The sequence below is a fragment of the Caloramator quimbayensis genome (assembly GCF_900167605.1).
Classification (GTDB): Bacteria; Bacillota; Clostridia; order Clostridiales; family Caloramatoraceae; genus Caloramator_B; species Caloramator_B quimbayensis.
Map to the genome: position 1 here is coordinate 84,432 of NZ_FUYH01000012.1, position 19,736 is coordinate 104,167.

The following is a 19,736-nucleotide window of genomic DNA, read 5'->3' on the forward strand; positions in this document are numbered from 1 at the left end:
TCTCTTTAACGGGAGAAACCGCCGGATTTACTTGGCTAACCCTTTTTCAATCCAGTGCTCAAAGGCCTGTTTCAATAAAAAACCATACCGGATTCCCACCATCACCGGCTCTCTTGAATGGTACTTCTACCTACTTATCCTTTTCATCGCATGAATATATTTATTTCAATTATAGTATTATTATAAAAAATATGTCAAGATACTTTAGCTAAAATTTATATATTATATTCATCAAACATATCGGGTATTAAAATATCAGCATTAGATATGACTTTTAGTTTATCTTTTAAACTTTCCTGCGCTTCAGGTTCCCCATGGATTATGAAAATACTTTCCCTAACTCCATTTTTAATATTTTTAACCCAATTTAATATACCATTTACATCTGCATGCCCAGAAAGTCCCTGTATGCTGTGAATTTTTGCTTTTACAACCATCTTTTCTCCAAATATACTGACCTCTTTAGCTCCATCAAGTATTTTTCTTCCCAAAGTTCCTTCAGCCTGATATCCTACAAAAACTATAGATGATTCTTCTCTCCAGATGTTGTGTTTAAGATGATGTTTTATTCTGCCTGCTTCACACATTCCGCTTGAGGATATAATTACTACTCCTTTTTTTTCATTCAAAGCCATAGATTCCTCAGAAGTTTTTATAATATTTAAATTATCAAAGTTTATAGGATCAATATCATTATTTAATAATCTCAGCGCTTCCTCGTCATAGCATTCTTTATGTTTTTCAAATATTTCTGTAGCCTGAATCCCGAGAGGACTATCCAAATAAATTTCAATATTTTTTAGCCTTTTTCTTTTTTCAATATCGATATAATAATTAAGAAGATATAATACTTCCTGAGTTCTTCCTACTGCAAAGGAAGGAATTATTACATTTCCGCCTCTTTCTATAGTATCAATTATTATATTGTATAAATCTTCCGACTCTTTTTCCGCTTCATGTATTCTATTTCCATAGGTTGATTCAATTATTAAATAATCAGTTTCATCTATATATTCATAATCCCTTATAATCGGTATATTAAAATTGCCTAAATCTCCTGTAAAAGTTATCGTCTTTATTCTACCATTTTCTTTTATCTTCAAAACAACTAAACAAGAACCTAAAAGATGTCCTGCATCCTTTAAGATAAAGCTTATATTTTCATCAATTCTTTCAATCTTTTCATAGGATAAAGGAAATAAATACTCATTTACCAATTCAGCATCTTCCATTTTATATAGAGGTTCAACGGTTTCAAGACCCTTTCTCAATCTTTTTTTGTTGTCCCAAAGGGCTTCCTTTTCCTGTATGTGAGCACTGTCCTTTAGCATTATATTTACAAGCTCTGAAGTTGCAGAAGTACAGTATATGCTTCCTTTAAAACCTTTTTTAATTAAAAGAGGTATTCTTCCGGAATGATCTATATGTGCGTGAGTTAGAATAATAAAATCCAATTCCTTGGGATTAAATGGAAAGTCCTCTTTGTTAAGTTCCTCTTTATTTCCCTGAAACATTCCGCAATCTATTAAAAACTTTCTTTTACATGTTTCAATATAACAACAGGAACCCGTAACCGTTCTTGCCGCACCGCAAAACTTTATTTTCATAAAAATCCCCCTTAACCATTCTTATTTAATTATATCACATAACTATTTATAAAAATATAAACACCGAACTTTCGGTGTTTATATGCAAATATCCGCCATAATAACTCCTTTAATTTGCCCTGAGTTATCTATATAGGGCATAGCAATAGCTATACAATAATTATATGAAACGTTTGAAATATATGGTTCAGTATTGTATTCTTTTCCCTTAATCGCTTCTTTAAAATATGGTCTAAAGGAAAAATCCATATTGTTTTCATCTATTTTTTCTGTCGCTGATACCATTATTCCTTTATCATTCAATATACCTAAATATTCAAAATTTACTGCTTTATTTAATTTTTCCTTTAACATTTGTGACGCTTTATTTATATTCATATTATTTTCATTTAATTCCTTATTAATAGATTTTAACAGTTCAAATCCTGATTTTATAGTTTGTCTTTCTTTTTCCCCTATTTTTATGTTTTGAATATAGGATTTTAACATTTTATCAATTCCATCTGCTGTAAAATTCATCTCTTTTACAAGGCCTGACATTTCAGTAATTGACGCAAGCTGCTCCTGTGCTGCTGCAGAAACTTCCTCAGAAAAAGCTACTGATTCCTGAATAGATGCTGATATATTTTCTACAAGAGCGCTTATATTTTTTGTCATCTCATAGGTCTCTTTTGCAAATTGGCTTATCTCATTTATAGAATCATATGTAGCCTTTGTTGAATTTATAATATCATTAAAGGAGTTCTTTGAAGCATTAGCAAAATTAATATCCTCTTTTATTTCCTGAGATTGAATATTAGCTTCTTCGGTTATTTTACTTATAGATGACGTTATTTTTTCTATAATTGATTTTATTTCACTTGCTGAATTAGATGACTGCTCTGCAAGCTTCCTGACTTCCTCTGCAACAACCGAAAAACCTCTCCCATGTTCTCCTGCCCTTGCTGCTTCAATGGCTGCGTTTAATGCAAGAAGATTTGTTCTATCGCTTATTTCTGTGATTACCGAGTTTATATTCTGTATTCTTTCTGCCTCAAGCTGTAAATCTTTTATATTGTTAACGAATTTTAAGCTTTCATCTCCAGTTTTCTGCATCTTTTCAATAAGCATTTCAAACACTCTCTGATTTTCCTTTATAATATCTGTCATTCTCTTTGCAATTTCTTCTGCTTTATTTACATTATCAAGTATATTTTTACTATTCTGTGCCATTATTATTACATCTTTATTGGCACTTTCTGCTGATTGAGACTGCTTTGCTGCGCCCTCTGCAATTAGCTGTACAGAGTTTGCTATTTCATTTGCTGCCTTTTCTATGTTATCATTTCCATCATGTATTGTACTTGCAAGTTCTCTATTTTTTTGAGATACCTGAGCGATATCACAAAGTATTTTTCTAAGATTTTTTACTATAGCATTAATTCCTTCTGCTACTTCTTTATTCTTACCTTTCGAATTTATGTTATGATTTAGCTGCCCTGAAACTATTGTTTCAATATCACTTTTTAACTCATCGTTATTTACAGGCATAATTTTTTTTGATAAAAACCAAAATACAATGACTATAGCAAGAAAAATAACTGATAAAACAAATAAAATAATAAAATTAAAATTAGAAATTCCATAAAGAGTATTACTGCCTGATAAATACTTATATGCAGCAGAGGATATAATATAGCCTCCTGAAGCTAAAACTAATAATATCAAAAGAAGGCTTATTAAAATAATTGATTTCGAATTTTTCCACATATTACCCCTCCTAAATTTTACTATTTTATGATTAAAATTCGACATAAATATAATTTTTCCTTCATATAATGATATTTTTTTATCAAATTTTTAATAATAAGTTGAATATAAATAAATTCTAAATTTATAATAAGAAATTAATGATATTTTATTTTGATATAAACAAAAAAACTTTTGAGAATTAGAATTCTTCTCAAAAGTTCTTTGGTATTAAACTTATTATAACTCATTTTCATTAATAGAATCATCTTCAATTAATAAATTGCTCTCTTCAACAGGAAGTTCTTGAACATTTCTTAGTTTTCTTTCAATTGTTCTTGTTTTTTTGCTGGCATTTTCTATACTGCTGCTCGCTTCTAAAAGCTTTTTCTGAGTCTTGTCAAGAAGCTCCGAGAATTTTCCAAACTCAGTTTTAACAGCACCAAGTATTCTCCATACCTCGCTTGATCTCTTTTCAATTGCAAGAGTTCTAAATCCCATTTGCAGGCTGTTTAAAAGCGCTGCTATTGTAGTAGGTCCTGTAATTATAACTTTATAATCCCTTTGCAACACCTCAATCAACCCAGCATTTTTAACAGCCTCTGCAAAAAGGCTCTCTGTGGGCAAAAACAATATCCCAAAATCAGTAGTGTTTGGAGGGTCTATGTACTTTTCATATATAGTTTTTGCCTCATCCTTAATTCTTCTCTCAAGATGCTTTCTTGCATTTTCAACACAGTCTTTATCGCCTGATTCCTGAGCTTCAAGAAGCCTTTGAAAATCCTCCTGTGGAAATTTAGCATCAATAGGTAAATAAATATATTTTTGATAATCATCTTTCCCTGGAAGCTTTATAGCAAATTCAACTCTGTCATCGCTTCCTTTTTTAGTTGGGATATTTACATCGTATTGTTCCTTTGTTAATATATCTTCTATTATATTAGATAACTGTATCTCTCCCCAAATCCCTCTTACCTTTACATTTGTCAGAGCTTTTTTTAAATCATTTACGCCTGAACTTAAGCTTTGCATTTCTCCAAGCTGTTTGTAAAGAGCTTCAAGTCTTTGGCTTATATTAGTAAAAGACTCTCCGAGCCTTTTCTCAAGAGTTGTATGAAGTTTTTCATCAACAGTTGCACGAATATCCTCAAGCTTTTTATTATTATCATCCTGAATATGTTTTAATTTTATTTCAACAGACTCTCTTATTTTTTCAAGGCCTTCAGAATTTGTTTTTAAAAGTTCCAACAGCCTTCCTGTAAGCAAATCTATTTGATTCTTTTGCAAATTCGCCATACTGCTTACTTGTCTGTTAATATTTTCAGACATACCTAATATGCTATTAGATATCTCTTGTCTATTCTGAGATGAAATTTTATTGTTTTCTTCCCTTACCCTTCCTATTTCATCTTTTAATGCTGTAACTATTTTGCTTTCAAGAGAATCAAAATATAATCTTATAGTTTTTTCATCTATGTTGTCCTTTTTTTGTTTTGACAGTATTAATATTTGAAGAATAACTATTATAATTAAAAAAAATACAATAAAAAAATTTAAATAAGCAATCATTCCCCCACCCCCATTTATTATTAAAAAATATTTATAAGATCTTTTAATGAATTTATTTTTATATCATATGAATCAACATTGCCAAATCCATAGGATGCATATATAAATTTAATATTAGCTTTTTTTGAGGCTTCTTCATCAACCTTTGCATCTCCTACGTATACAGGATTTTCTATTTTATTTCTCTTCATTATAATTTTAATATTATTATTCTTATCTAATCCTGTCTTTCCTGAGCATTCATAGTCTTTAAAATATTTTTCAAATCCGTTATATTCTAAAAAAGTCTCAATATATCCTTCTTGACAATTGCTAACTATAAACAAAGGATATTTTTTATATAGATATTTCAATGTTTCTTCAATATAAGGATAAAGTCTTGCACCATCTCTTTTAAGCATTTCACACTCTTTTATGCAGCATTCCTTCATCATAATATTTAAAGATTTATCATCTACATCAGGAAATAGTTTTTTAAATATATCCTCTATTCTCTTACCCATATAGCCTTTAAGCTCTTCGATGCTGATGAAATTATTAAATTTATGAGAAATTACAACTTCTCTCCAAGATTTAAAAATCACTTCCACAGCATCCCATAAAGTCCCATCAAGATCAAATATTATGCCATCAATGTTTTTAATCATATCACCTGTTCCTTTCATTTCCCAATTTTAATATAACTCACTTTTATATTTTAAACCAAAAATTTAATTTAAAAAAGCAATAAAATTAATTAAAAATACTATTTATTTTTTCTATTTTTATGATTTTATCTATTATATTTATCTATGATATGGGAATACTTTAGATAAATAGGAGGTGAAGATATGGATATTAATTTTATTCCTGGAGAAGAGTATATAGTAATAAACCGCCATACAGGCGAGGTATCCTACTGAGTATCCGATGAAAAAGGCAGATTCTATAACTGAAAGGATAAGCCTTCTGCTGGTAGCAGATTATAATATTCTAAAAAAGCTGTCTTAAAGTATTACATATACATTAAGACAGCTTTTACTTATCCCTTATAGGGTTCTAAATGCACCATGCAGTGTTTTATATGGTCTATATCTGTTTCAACATTTAAATGAACAGCCTCGGCAATTTCATGTCCCTGTTTTACAGTCATATTTTCATCTACACATATCTCTATATCAACATATATTTTATTTCCGAAGAGTCTTGTTTTTAACATGTTTATTTCTTTTACTCCTGGGGTCGACATAGCAACGGATTTTATTTTTTCAATCGTTTCTTTATCCGTTGACTCATCAATAAGCTGAGCTGTAGATTTTTTATAAAAATCAATTCCTACTTTAATTATGAAAAAGCTTACTATTATACCTGCTACAGGATCCATGAATTTAAATCCATGCCTTGCTCCAAAAATACCTAAAAGAGTTCCAATAGATGAAAAAGCATCTGATCTGTGATGCCATGCATCCGCTTCCATAGAAAGACTTCTTATTTTTTTTGCAACTATAATTGTATACCAATACATTCCTTCTTTAACTATTATTGAAACTGCAGCAGCAATAAGGGCAATAAATCCTGGTGTTTTAATATCACCTGAAATAAGGCTTTTAATACCTTCATATCCTATTAGAAACCCCGTTATAAGAAGAATTGTACTTACTATTTTTGCACACTCTGCCTCAAACTTTTCATGGCCGTAGGGGTGCTTTTCATCTTCATTTTTAGCAGATATTTTAAGTCCTAATATTACAACAAAGGTTGCAAGTATATCAGAGAGAGTGTGTACTCCATCTGCAAGCATTGCAGTACTTTGTCCTATTATCCCTGCAACAATTTTAAATACGCAAAGTGCTGTATTAATAAATATTGTAACCCATGATGTTTTTGTTCCTAATCGATAATTCTCCACGATATCACTCCTAACTGATAATTAGTGATAATAACATTATATGCCTTAAATATTGATTTATCAACTATTTTTTGATTAATATTATTTATCAATTGATAACAAGTATATATTTCATTTGGCAATAATTAATATATGCTATATATTTTCCTTTTGAGATTATATAAATAAAAAAGTGCCTTGCAGTAAAATTAAATTTAAAGCAAGACACTTTTTATTGATTTTAAAAGCTTTTATAATTTATATAATCATATCGATTAATGGAGATAAGAATATTATTACTGATAAGATTATAATAAATGCAACTGTTATCCATATTACTATATTTTGAACTTTGTTGTTAACATATTTCCCCATAACATCTTTTCTGTTCGTCAAACGAACCATAAAAATTAATATTATTGGAGAGAGCATTCCTGCAAGCTGCTGTGTAAAGAGCATTATTCCAACAAGAGATATTTTAGGAAGAAGCACAATTAATGCGCTTATTATAATCATTCCTGCAAATATTCCATAAAAAATAGGTGCTTCTTTAAATTCATTATCAAGTCCTCTTTCAAATCCAAAGGCTTCACATATTGCATAGGTTGTTGAAAGAGGAATTATTGCTATTGCAAGAGCCGAAGCTCCAAATAGTCCTATACCGAATAATGCTGAGGCATAATTCCCAGCAAGAGGTTTAAGGGCAAGGGCTGCCTGTTCTGCACTTTCTATTCTGATGCCATTTTTATATAAAGTAATAGCTGTAGTAACTATTATAAAAAAGGATACCATATCTCCCCAAATAGCAGATAAATATACATCTAATTTTTCATATTTATAATCTTCAATATTTAATCCTTTATCTACAATTGATGACTGCAGATAAAACTGCATATAGGGCGTTATTGTTGTTCCTATCATACCTATAAATGTGAGTATAAATTCTTTGCTAAATTCTAATTGCGGAGTAAACATCTCTTTAAAAACCACATTCCACTGAGGCTTTGCAATAAAACAAGTTATGATATAGGAAAAAAATACAAAAGTAAATACCAAAAACACCTTTTCAATTTTTGAATAATTTCCTCTTGTTATTATAAACAGCGTAAAGGCAGCAACAAATGGAACCGATATATATTTGCTAATTCCAAAGAGTTCCAAGCTCGCTGCAACACCTGCAAAATCGCCTACGCAGACTCCAAAGTTTGCTATAAAAAGTGTAAGCATTGCAAAAAAGGCAAGTTTTACACCAAATTGTTCTCTTATTAAGTCAGAAAGCCCTTTGCCGGTAACAACAGCCATTCTCGCATTCATTTCCTGAATAACCCCTAAGCTGAAGGTTATAAGCAGCAAACCCCAAAGCATTTTATATCCAAAATGTGCTCCAACTGCAGCATAGGTTGCAATTCCTCCAGCATCGTTTCCTGCATTAACTGTAATAAGACCTGGTCCTATAATCCCAAGTATGAATAATAGATTTTTAATCCTTTTGTTTTTTATTTTCCCCATAGCTGCCTCCTATGCTGACCTTTTCAGTATTTTCTTCCATCGTGGTAATAGAACTTCATCTACTATATCGTTTAATATAGCCATTCCAAGAAGAACTTTTTCTTTGTTTACTACAGGAATTGCAAGAAGTTCATATTTTGTAACTATTTCAGTTAAATCATCGAGGGTATCGGTATCATAAACATAAATTATATTACTTTGCATTATATCCTTCAACTTTAAATTAGGTGATGAAACTATAAGATCTCTTAAAGACACTACTCCAAGAAGCCTTTCATCATTGTCTGTTACATAAAGATAATAGGCAATTTCTGAGCTTGGTTTTGTCTCTCTAAGTTCTTTTATAACTTCTTCAACTGCTTTTTCATGATTAAAAGCAATATAATCTTTATTCATGATGCTTCCAACGAGGTCATCATCATATTTTAAAAGTTCTTTTATCTCCTGAGCGTCGTTTCTATCCATTTTCTCAAGTATTTTTTCAACCTGTTCCTCATCAACATCTTCAAGTATATCTGCAATTTCATCGTTAGGCATATTTTCAAAAATCTCTTTTGCAAGTTTTATATCAATATTTTCAACAAGATCTGCCTGATATTCATCTTCAAATTCCTCGAGAGTATCAGCTGCAAGCCTTGTGTCGAAAGTTTTAAATATATGGCTTCTATAATTTGCATCAAGATCTTCCAAAATATCAGCAATATCTGCTGGATGAAGAGATTTTAACTTTTTATATGGCATAGATAAAGTAATTCTATCTACCTGTCCTTTTATAGGCTCAACATTATCCCATATAACAAGGCTGTCAGGTAAATTTCTTCCAAATTTTGAGGCTAATAGTTCTGCAAAGTTCAATACTCCGAGCCTTCTTAAAATGCCTCTAAGTCCAATATCAACGGCAATTACTTTATAGTTTTCACCTATTTCTGCAAGCCTTAAGTCATTAACTCTTACAACTCTTCTTCCGTTTATGTCTACTATCTGCTTATCTAAAATGTCATTTGAAAGAGAATAAAAATTTTTATCCCTTTTATATTCAAAATAATTGTCTACGATTATTTTGTATCTCTTCTCATCCTTAAAAATACCTAAGGACTTAAATGCAATTTCTTTTAAAGCATCTCTATTCTTTATTCTAAGCCCTTGTACTGCAGGGAGATGTTCATCAGAAGTTACAATAAGGTCATTGAGTTTACCAAGATAGATGTTAGTTGAATCGTAAACAGAAACGCTAAGAAGATTGCTTATATAGCATCCTTTTACTCTTTCCATGTCTTTGTCTCCTCCCTTTCGGCAGGAGAAATGCAAAAGGCAGTATTAATGCATCTGCAGTTCTCCCGCAATATTTAGTTTTCCGATAATATTCACTAAAAATACTACTGGGATAAGGACCACATTCCATTAATACCACCTCCAATTCTATAGAATAAAATTTCTCACATTATCATATTATGAATTCAAAATATAAAATGTCATATTTTCTCTTGTATATTGTAACACTTAATAAAAGTTATTAAAAGAGTGCTTTTATAAAAGTTCTATTTAGAATTAAAAAGGTGCAAATGCACCTTTAACTAATATCCAAGCTGTTTATCTACAAATATAACAAACATTCTTCCTTTTTTGCCTTGATTCTTAATAAGAACATAGTTTCTGCATATTCTATCAGGGCTTGAACAGTCCATACAATAACCTGTTTTTGTACATGGGGTATTCTTATTTAATCTTTTTGCATTAGCTGGTGCAGACATTTCCCTGTTTCTTATTATTGCTTCATCTAAATCTCTAACTATTTTATTTATTCCAGCTATAATTATAACTTTATCTGGACCATAAATCATAGCAGCAACTCTGTTGCCATTTCCATCAACATTATATATTTCCCCTTCTTCAGTTATTGCATTGCTACTCGTAAAATATGCATCTGCAAAAAAGCTTTTTCTAAAAATATCTTTTAAATCATCTGTGCTTAATCCTTCTTTATATCTGTCTAAAAAATTATATCTTCCGCTTCTTAAATGATTGATTACTCCTGTTTCAAAAAGTGTCATAGAACCTCCAACAGAAACAGTTGAACCCTCTTTAACGATTTCAGTAATCTTTTTTATAAGTTCTTCTTCACTTTTGACATAAAAACCTTCTATATTATTTTTTTCAAGATTCTCAATTGTCCTTTGAACCCTTTTTTCAATAACGAAGTTAGCATTGTTATCCATCATATCTCCTCCCTTTTACCATTCTATTAAAATTATATCATCATTAGAAAAAAATATCATTATAATAGTTAATTCATTTTTTCTCCTCCATTTTTAATAAACTCATTTTCCCACTTTTCTACGTATTGTCCCGTTGACCATTCAGCCATAATTGTTTGGCTTTTATCTTCAAGTTTAATTTTCTTTATTGGCTGGGTTGACAGCTGTCTATTTTCTATTCTGTAAATTTGTATTTCCTTTATAGTTAAAACTACCGCAATATCCTCATTAGGCGAAGTAAAAACATCAACAGCTTCAGGAACTTTTAGTTTTAATTCACTCCAATTTATTGAAAGTTTATCATAAGAAACAAGTTTTTTTGAAGGTATTACTGCTATATTAAAATCTTCAGATATTTTACCGCTTACTCTTCCATTTACAATCCAGTGTCCGCTTCTTCTTATAATGGTAAAATTGCTCTCATCGATTTGGTTATAGCTATCATATATACTATTATTATTTTTTAATGCTTCATGAAAAATATTTTTTGCATCATCACCAAATAGTTCGCTTATTCTTATAGGATTTAATGTATCCATTGCATCTATTGGAAAAAATCTGTAGTATAAATTATTCTCAGAATTTTTTATTTCAACAGATATATAATCATTTCCTAAAAAAATTATTCTTCTTAAATTGCCAATTCCAAAATCACATTTTATCTCTTTAAACTCTTTTTCGTTTTTCTCAATTGGATAAGCTTTAATAGTATCTTTAATAATGTCTAATTTCCAAAAACCGCTTTTTCTTGGAAAAATAAAACCATCCATTTCCATTATATTAATCAAATTATTATATTTTATAAACAATGTTTTATATTTAATATCTTTTGAGTCTTTAGGTTTATAGGACAGTCCTAATAACAAACCTGAAGGTTTGTTATTTTCAGTTTTCGAATTATAAATAGTATCTTGCTCTTTTATTTTAAAGCTATTTAATTTTTCAAAACTTACACTATTATTAGTCTTTTCAAGTATGAAAAAAACATTGTTGATGTTAATCATTAACTTATTATCGTTTATTTTTAAAAGCTCTGTAAAGTATTTATTTTCAGATGTTATTGTAATAACCTGCATCTTACTGCTTAATACCCCAAGTTGTTTTGGAGTAATTTTATATTTATATATTAGATACTCCTTTGTATTAACAATTTTTATTCTGTAATTAGGATTTTCACAATATAAATTGCCAATTAAGGCAAAATCCTTGCAAAACATAGAAACTTCATCCATAGATTCAATTCGATTATTTTTATTTTCTTCACCTAAATAATATTTATAAATTTTCCATTCTCCTTCTATTGGAATTTTTTTGTTTTGCGGAAGCAATATATAATCATTCATAGTTTCATTTGTTAAATTGCAGGAGGAAAGAAATAATATATTTAAACATACTATAAATATTAAAAATTTACTCTTCATAGTAATCCTCCATAATAGGAAGGTAGATGTAAACATCTGTGCCTATATTTACTTCGCTTTTTATTTCAAGCCTTCCCCCATGCAACTTTATGATTTCATCACAAATTGAAAGTCCTAAGCCATTTTGAGATTTACAATTTTTCCCTTTAAAGAATTTTTCTTTAATATAAGGAAGTTCCTCTTTTGGTATACCACATCCCGTATCTTTAATACATATTAAGAGAAATGGGTAAGCAATTTTTAATGAAAGAGTTATTTTCCCGTTTTTAGGAGTATATCTTAATGAATTATCAAGTATGTTTATAAAAACCTGCTTTATTTTGTCTTCATCTGCATATAAGTATATGTTTTCTTTAGGGCATTCAATTATAAGATTTATTCCTTCTGCTTCTGCTCTTGGAAGAAGCTGCTTTTTTACATTTTCTATAAGAGAATTAAAATTTATTTTTTGTTTATTAAGTCTATTCTTTCCTGAAATGAAACGTGAAATATCGAGAAGCTCATCAACCATTTTTGTTAATCTATCGCATTCCTTTTCAATTATTTCAAGTCCATCCATTGTCAGTTCTTTATCGCTGATATCCCCAGTTTTTAAAGTTACAGCCCATCCTTTAATAGAGGTTAAAGGAGTACGCAGTTCATGGGAAATTGAAGAGATAAAATCATTTTTAAACTTATCCCTTTTTAATATTTCATCAGCCATATAATTTAAGGTATCCGACAATTTGCCTATTTCATCATCATATTCTTTTACGCTTTTTACGTTAAAATCACCTGCTGCCATTTTCTCTGCAGCTGAATTTAAGTTTTTAATCGGTTTTATAATAGTATTAGAAAGCTTTAAACTTACCATTCCAGATATAATTATTACTATTAATCCTACCCACATAAACATTATTGAAATTTTTATTATTTTTATGTTGACTTCTTTCAATGAAGTTATGTATCTTATTGCTCCAATTATCTTTCCGTCGCTTTTTAAGGGATAGGAAACAGCCATAACATAATTATCACAATAAGTTGCCTTACCAATAAAGCTTTTTACATTACCTTTTAAAGCTTTTTCTACATCAGGCTTTTCAATACCTTTATCCTCAAAGACTCCAATTGAATCCATAAGCAAATTTCCATTTTCATCATATATCTGAACTTGTAACGAATTATCTTCATAATAAAAATCTACATCATCCATTATGTTATCCTTTAAGCTTGATGATGAAAAGTATCTCTCATAAAGTTCAGATGAAATCTTTAATTTATTTATTAAAAGTACCTCTATACTTTTATAATAATAATTTTTAACTGCTAATATTAAAAAAATATCTATTATTATAACAGTTGTTATTATTACAATAAGAAAACTGCCTACAAGCCTTTTTTTAATACTTTTCATAAATCACCACTACCTGTTTTTAAATCTGTAGCCAATTCCCCATACTGTTTCAATATAATGGGGTTCAGCAGGGTTGTCCTCAATTTTTGTTCTAATACGCCTTATATTAACATCAACAATTTTTGTATCCCCAATAAAGTCATATCCCCATACTTTGTTTAGTATTTCATCCCTTGAAAACGCTTTGTTTGGGTTTTGCATAAATAATTTTATTATTGAATACTCTGTAGGAGTCATCTCAATCTCAATATCGTTTTTATATACTTTTTTCGAATAACTCTCAATTCTAAAAGGACCATATGTAATAATTTCTTCTTCGTCAAACTTTTCGTCCATTCTTCTTAAAATTGCTTTTATTCTTAAAATAAGTTCAATTGGATTAAAGGGCTTTACCATATAGTCATCTGCCCCGCATTCGAGCCCTGTAATTTTATCTATGTCTTGTCCCCTTGCAGTAAGTATTATTATTCCTATCTTTGGGTTCTTCTTTCTTAAAATCCTGCATACTTCAAAGCCATCTATTTTGGGAAGCATAACATCAAGTACAGCAACGTCTATATCAAATTCCTGTATCTTATCTAATGCCTCCTCTCCGCTTGCAGCTTCAGTAACCTTAAAATTCTCCCTTTCAAGATTAATTTTAATAAATTTTCTAATCGTAGCTTCATCTTCAACAACAAGTATTTTTATATTCACACAACCACCCTCTTTGTAACCTTAGTTTATTATAGCATTGTTAAAACAATTTTTTAATATTTCATATATAATGTACTTTAAATGCATAGTTTTTTTGTTACAAATTAGTTACAGTTCATTTAGGGACGGTTCTTTTTCATATTATCATTTTGCAGTTTATTTAGGGACGGTTCTTCTTCAAATTATCATATTGTAACTATGCGATTTAAAATTATTAAAATTTAGCCTATTTTATTTTTAGAAACAGCAACTATACCAAAAGTGCCATCATTCAATTCAAATTTTAGGTAATTTACATGGTTTAGGGACTTTTCTTATGTTGTGTTTATTGGGACGGTTCTTTTTCATTTTTACTATTTTCATGTAAAAAAAAGTTATTTATAATGAATTTAATTTTAATATTAATTCCTTCTATGGAATATAGCTATTTATTTTTGTAAAATAAGATTAATTTAAGGAATAATTATTAATTTTTTATTTTAACTTATAAAAATTTTATATCAAAATCATAGCTTGTCCAAAATTATCATAAATATATTTAGGTATTTATCTTCGTTTTTAAAAAATTAATTAACTAAATATTTAGGGAGACTAAATGTTACTGTTGGCAGCTTTTATAAAATCCCCTATTATGTTTTGATATTTTTTATTCTTTTTTATGACACTAAACCCATAACTGCAAAGGCTGCTTGCATGAGATATAGTAATGTTCCCTGCAAGAGCACAGATTTCTTTATAGCTCATGTTGCACAGAGAGCGCATCAAAAGTATAGCAACTCCTCTAAACTCCTTTGCCCCTTTTTTCCCTTTTATATGAAATATATCGGGTGTTATACTCTCACAATAATTTGCTACAAATTGAAGCACTGCTTTAGGCGAGAGGTTTCTAACAAGAATCTTTCTCTCACTCCTATACTGTGAGCCATCATTCTCAAATTCAACAATAGCTTTCATCTTCTTATCATTGCACTTTCCAACAAACTTAACATAAAGCTCCCTTGCCTTTTTTATATCGCTGCTGAACTGACTTAAAACAAAAGTGCTATCGATTATTTCATAGTCATCCTTTCTTAATCCAAGGTATATACCAAGGCTGCTATAAGGGTAATCTTCTATATTGTCTTTATATTTTTTTAAATCAACGGGGTTTTTGTGTATGTATCCTGAGAGGGTAACAAGATAAGCATCATCATCAACAATTATGCTTTTAAACCTATCAGCAAAGACGTGCCCCCTTCTTTCATACTTTTTGTTGTAATACTGGGCATAACGCTGGTTTATGCCATGCATAAACCTCGACACATCGGCACCGTTTGCATCTATGAGAAAGTGTGCATGATTATCCATAAGGCAGTAGGCGTAAACTTTAAAGAGGAAAATATCTCTATAGTGCTTTACAATGTCCAATAAAGAATCCTTATCCTCATCTTTTTTAAAAAGAATAGTATCCCCAACGCTTCTTACCATTATATGATATATACTGTCATAACTTTTAACTCTTGCTGTTCTGGGCATAAAATAACACCTCCGACAATACTTTTATGTTTAGTATTACCGAAGGTGAAAAGTTTATGCATTAAAATGAACTGTCCCTTGATGTTTTATATTTTCTTCAACAACCTGCTTATATGCTTTTGTTTCTTTGTAAATCTCATCCTTAAAAGGATTAAGTTTGTTTTTGTAAATCTTATTAAACTGGTATACTGCTAAAGCAACATTTGCAATTAAGGATAATAAGCTTAAAATAAAGAATGCCACTGGATTATGTGTTGTAGGAACTGGAGCTATACGATCTGCAAATGAAGGTACAGTCATAACAAACATAATCCATAAACTAAGTGTCTGTGCGCGGTGCTGAAGCCATGCTCCTTTTTTTATAAAGAAAGCAGGTATAGTGCAAGAAAGCAGCAATGCTAAACCGCAATAAAATGAATGATCTGATATACAATTGTAAGTATATGCAAAATTCCACAAATCATAAGCAATAATCCAAGGCCAGATCATATCAGGCCAAATCATATCTTTTGTTTTATCTTTTGAAACAAAAATACCTGTCCAACCGCAAATTGTAACTATATTAAGTAATCCAGCTATACCATTCATTATGTTCCATGGTCCTGACATTACCCAAAGATTATCCACATATGCACCATTCCACGCTTTAAATGTAAAACATTGAAAGTCACGGATAGCTGCTTCAAGTATATTAAGCGCTAATATTAGTGGAGGAAAACATAATGCCCACTTTTTTTTAGAAAGAGATGGAATATATCTTATAGCCATAAATCCTAAACATCCAGCAAGTGCAGAATAAGTTTTTACCCAATTAAACCATGTACCTGTACCGTACTCATTTCCTATCGCTGCTGTCTTAGGCCAAACAAATATGGTTAATATTAGTGGAACAAAGAAAAAAAGTATAATTCCACCCCATTTTGTTGAACGGGCAAACTCATTAAATGCCATTAACGAAAATAAAATAAAAATCCAAATTGCCCATATAGTGAAGCTTGTTGGCTCATACAAAAAACCCATAATTTTAATCCCCCTTGATTTAATTTGATATATATATTATTTTATGTCTGTCTACTATAAGCTTTTTAAATATTCTAATATCTTTTGTTATATGTTAATTTTTACCTCATTACCATTATATAGTACTATTTAGTTCACGTCAAACTATTCCATATTTAAGATATTGGGTACACAAAAAACTCACATTTAGAATATCTATCTAAATGTGAGTTTTTTATTATTTATTTTCTGAAAGATTAAATGCCACCTCTAAAAGTTCATTCGAAAGTTTCTTTGCTGTATCCGTTTGATTTATGTGTTCCTTAGACATTGCAGCTGCCTCTTGTGAATTTGCCATAGTTTCCTCTGAAACTGCAGCAATATTTTCTCCTGCATTGGCAATTCTATTTATTCCATCTAAAACATTATCCATCATATTATTTAAAACATTAGTCTTTTCTCTTATATTGCTCACATTAATATTTATGTTATTAAACATTGTACTTACTTCAGTAACCAATTGTTGTTGCTTTTGATTTATGTTTATGAGTTCTGTAACTGCCTTAACTGAAGATATTGTTTCATTTTGAAGTTCATTTATTATATTTGCAATGTTATCAGAGTTATTTTTACTTTCAAGTGCAAGTTTTTTAATTTCCTCTGCCACTACTGCAAATCCTCTTCCTGCCTCTCCTATCCTTGCTGCCTCTATTGCTGCATTCAGCGCCAATAGATTTGTTTGTTCTGCAATTTGTGCAATAACTCCTGTAATATTAACGATGTCATCTGATTTAGTCTTTAGTGCATCCATTGTATTGCTTACACTTTTATTTTTTTCATTTACTTCATTTGCCATACTTGATAAATCATTTATTATAATTTGTCCCTTATCAACTATATCCTTTGTAATATTTGTTGCCTCCTTTATTTCCTTAGAAGCCATTGATGTGTTATCTACGTCTTCCTTTATTTTCTCTATGGTATTATTTGTATTTTGAATTTCTTCTGCAGTATTTGAAGCCCCCTGTGCAATTTCTTCTACTGCAGTTGAAAATGCCATTGTAGATGACGCTATTTCATCTATAATATTATTTAATTCCATAGAATTGTTTTTTACAAGTGCTGCTATCTCAAGTAAATTTTTCATTGTATTAACTGCTTCTTTTTCCTTATTTTCTGCTTCTAAAAGGCTATTTATCATATTAGTTCTTAATTCCTTAGTAACATTAACTACCATAAATACTGTTGGTAAGTACATAACAACAGTTCCTATCATCATATTAAATGAAGATATTTCCTCATTTGATGTTGCACCTGCATTTATCCTAAGTACAATAAATATCCCCATTACTATTGCGGCTGTAATATTTTGTATTATTGTAAGTAGCTTATCTGCATATAATGTATATATTATTGCATATGGAAATAAAAATATAAATGTTATAAGTTTAGTAGCTGTTAATAAATTTACAATATATCCCACACCATAAGTTACCATTAATATCCATTTAACTTTAGAAGAATCATTTTTCTTTTTATAAAATATAAATCCAATTATAAGACCTGATAATGCTATAGATAAAACTGCAATTACAAGATACAGAGGTCTATTTCCCCTAATATATTCAGAAATAAAGCCCAAAGCAAGAATTATAAATATTAACAAATGAATTTGAAGAACTGTTTTATTAATTTTACTTAATTGTTTTTCAATCATTTTAACCTCCAATCCACCGCTTTGCGAGTGGAACAAACAGTAATGAAAAATATTCTGTACAGTCTATACACTATTAAAATCATTCAGTATCCTTAAAAATTTTATCTTCTGTATATGTCTTTCTTTTGTTATATTCCCTTTTAAAATTTAAACACTTATTTATTCCCATCCTTTTCTTAGAAAATCTCTCAGTCTATATGCAATATCTTTTTTTAAATTGGATATTTATATTTTATTAACCTTTATATATAATACTTTATATCGTATACTGTCTAACCGTTCTATTTATAATCAATCATATCATCACCCCCTGATAGGATTTATATGGAATAATATTCCACTTGTCAATGCTAAAGTCTTAAAAAGAATAGCTTAAAGCTCTCCATATAAAGGTGAAGGTTACATCTTTTAGTTAGAAATAATATACATATAATCCATTTTTAATATTCTCCATTATTTTGCAAATTCCTTCTTAATATTTAATTTTTGACTCTAATTTTACAACTCCCTTTATATAGAACTTATCTAATTCCCACTATCTTCGTGAACATAATGCATATATAAAAGGGGCAAATTGCCCTAAGCATTAAGTTTAAAACTATTCTCTTTTATCGCCACCAAAAATTCAGCATGTGCCTTCTCTTAAAACATATTAATCTTTAACAGCAAAACAGCCCTGATTTCTCAAGGCTTATAGTATCAATTGAACGTTGTATTTTATCCATTCACTTAGATTTTTGTTTAGTGTAAAATATAAACGTAAGCGTCGAAAAATTTCCTCATAGATATATGCAGATACCCCTGATAAAATTACAGATATAAAAAAGGAGGTATCTGTAATGGAGAATACATCAAAAAAGGCATTTTGGGAAAATATCGTACAAAAATATTCTTCTTATGAAGGAACATTAAATGATTTTTGTACAGAAAACAATATATCTAAGCGTCAGCTTTATTATCATAAAAACAAATTTAATAATTCAAATAAACCAGTATTTCATGCAATAGATTTAAAACCTCTTGAAAATACAAATAATGCTGAACAGAAAAATAATAATATACGTATAGAAATTGGCAAAGCTAATATAATTATACCTGCAAATGAAGCACAGCTAATAAAAATTATACTTAGGGAATTGCAATCAAGATGCTGAGCATTAATAATGTCGATACTGTTTATCTTGCCTGCGGCGTAACAGATTTAAGAAAAAGCATCGGTGGATTAGCTCTTATTGTTCAAACGCAGCTTAAACTTGATCCTTTTGAAAAAGCATTATTTGTATTTTGCAATAAGCAGATGAATAAATTAAAGGTACTGCATTTTGATGAAGGTTTTTGGCTCTACTATTACCGATTAGAAAAAGGGCGTTTTAAATGGCCAATGACAAAGGCGCAAGCCTTAGGAGTAAACTTAGAAGAATTAAGATGGCTTTTAAAAGGTTATGAGGTAAGAACTGTTT

At 29.7% G+C, this 19,736-nt stretch carries 16 protein-coding genes and 1 other annotated feature (1 of these 17 only partly in view); of the genes, 2 read left to right on the top strand and 14 right to left on the bottom strand.

Annotated elements, in window-relative coordinates; all coding sequences use genetic code 11:
- Positions 1-156, bottom strand: a binding site (T-box leader); it reaches 62 nt to the left of the window's first position.
- Between the two features lie 59 nt (positions 157-215).
- The 14 genes from B5D15_RS09245 to B5D15_RS09310 form a co-directional block, all read right to left on the bottom strand.
- Positions 216-1,607 carry an MBL fold metallo-hydrolase RNA specificity domain-containing protein gene (locus B5D15_RS09245; RefSeq protein ID WP_078696834.1) on the bottom strand — a complete coding sequence of 464 codons (1,392 nt, stop codon included), beginning with the start codon at positions 1,605-1,607 and terminating at the stop codon, positions 216-218.
- 78 nt (positions 1,608-1,685) lie between these two features.
- Positions 1,686-3,356, bottom strand: a complete 1,671-nt coding sequence (locus B5D15_RS09250; RefSeq protein ID WP_179122246.1) for a methyl-accepting chemotaxis protein — start codon at positions 3,354-3,356, stop codon at positions 1,686-1,688.
- Between the two features lie 219 nt (positions 3,357-3,575).
- Complete coding sequence (locus B5D15_RS09255; RefSeq protein WP_078696836.1) at positions 3,576-4,904, bottom strand: DNA recombination protein RmuC; 1,329 nt, start codon at positions 4,902-4,904, stop codon at positions 3,576-3,578.
- Positions 4,905-4,924: 20 nt separating this feature from the next.
- Entirely contained in the window at positions 4,925-5,569 is a 645-nt protein-coding gene (locus B5D15_RS09260) for an HAD family hydrolase (RefSeq protein WP_242948724.1), read from the bottom strand.
- 356 nt (positions 5,570-5,925) lie between these two features.
- On the bottom strand, positions 5,926-6,792 hold the full coding sequence (locus tag B5D15_RS09265; RefSeq protein WP_078696837.1) for a cation diffusion facilitator family transporter: 867 nt from the start codon (positions 6,790-6,792) through the stop codon (positions 5,926-5,928).
- Positions 6,793-7,029: 237 nt separating this feature from the next.
- On the bottom strand, positions 7,030-8,280 hold the full coding sequence (locus tag B5D15_RS09270; protein WP_078696838.1) for an Nramp family divalent metal transporter: 1,251 nt from the start codon (positions 8,278-8,280) through the stop codon (positions 7,030-7,032).
- A gap of 9 nt (positions 8,281-8,289) precedes the next feature.
- The gene (locus B5D15_RS09275) at positions 8,290-9,552 is read right to left on the bottom strand and encodes a magnesium transporter (protein ID WP_078696839.1); all 1,263 of its coding nucleotides are present in this window, start codon (positions 9,550-9,552) and stop codon (positions 8,290-8,292) included.
- A 302-nt stretch (positions 9,553-9,854) separates the two neighbouring features.
- Positions 9,855-10,496: a lactate utilization protein gene (locus B5D15_RS09280; protein WP_078696840.1), complete on the bottom strand. Its 642-nt coding sequence runs from the start codon at positions 10,494-10,496 to the stop codon at positions 9,855-9,857.
- Positions 10,497-10,564: 68 nt separating this feature from the next.
- Entirely contained in the window at positions 10,565-11,956 is a 1,392-nt protein-coding gene (locus B5D15_RS09285; RefSeq protein ID WP_078696841.1) for a hypothetical protein, read from the bottom strand.
- Positions 11,946-13,349: a HAMP domain-containing sensor histidine kinase gene (locus B5D15_RS09290; protein WP_078696842.1), complete on the bottom strand. Its 1,404-nt coding sequence runs from the start codon at positions 13,347-13,349 to the stop codon at positions 11,946-11,948. Before B5D15_RS09290 ends, B5D15_RS09285 begins: the two co-directional genes overlap by 11 nt.
- Before the next feature lie 9 nt (positions 13,350-13,358).
- Positions 13,359-14,045 (bottom strand): response regulator transcription factor, encoded by a 687-nt coding sequence (locus B5D15_RS09295; protein WP_078696843.1) that lies wholly within the window; start codon positions 14,043-14,045, stop codon positions 13,359-13,361.
- A 591-nt stretch (positions 14,046-14,636) separates the two neighbouring features.
- Entirely contained in the window at positions 14,637-15,560 is a 924-nt protein-coding gene (locus B5D15_RS09300; protein WP_078696844.1) for a transposase, read from the bottom strand.
- 54 nt (positions 15,561-15,614) lie between these two features.
- Complete coding sequence (locus tag B5D15_RS09305; protein WP_078696845.1) at positions 15,615-16,580, bottom strand: DUF5692 family protein; 966 nt, start codon at positions 16,578-16,580, stop codon at positions 15,615-15,617.
- A gap of 217 nt (positions 16,581-16,797) precedes the next feature.
- Positions 16,798-18,276 carry a methyl-accepting chemotaxis protein gene (locus B5D15_RS09310; RefSeq protein WP_078696846.1) on the bottom strand — a complete coding sequence of 493 codons (1,479 nt, stop codon included), beginning with the start codon at positions 18,274-18,276 and terminating at the stop codon, positions 16,798-16,800.
- A gap of 839 nt (positions 18,277-19,115) precedes the next feature.
- Between B5D15_RS09310 and tnpA the strand changes: the two genes are divergently transcribed.
- Together tnpA and tnpB are read left to right on the top strand one after the other, a co-directional pair.
- Positions 19,116-19,430 (top strand): IS66 family insertion sequence element accessory protein TnpA, encoded by a 315-nt coding sequence (gene tnpA, locus B5D15_RS09315; RefSeq protein ID WP_143287270.1) that lies wholly within the window; start codon positions 19,116-19,118, stop codon positions 19,428-19,430.
- The coding region (gene tnpB / locus B5D15_RS09320; protein ID WP_078696847.1) for an IS66 family insertion sequence element accessory protein TnpB at positions 19,424-19,736 on the top strand (313 nt) is incomplete at its 3' end. The genes tnpA and tnpB, both read left to right, overlap by 7 nt.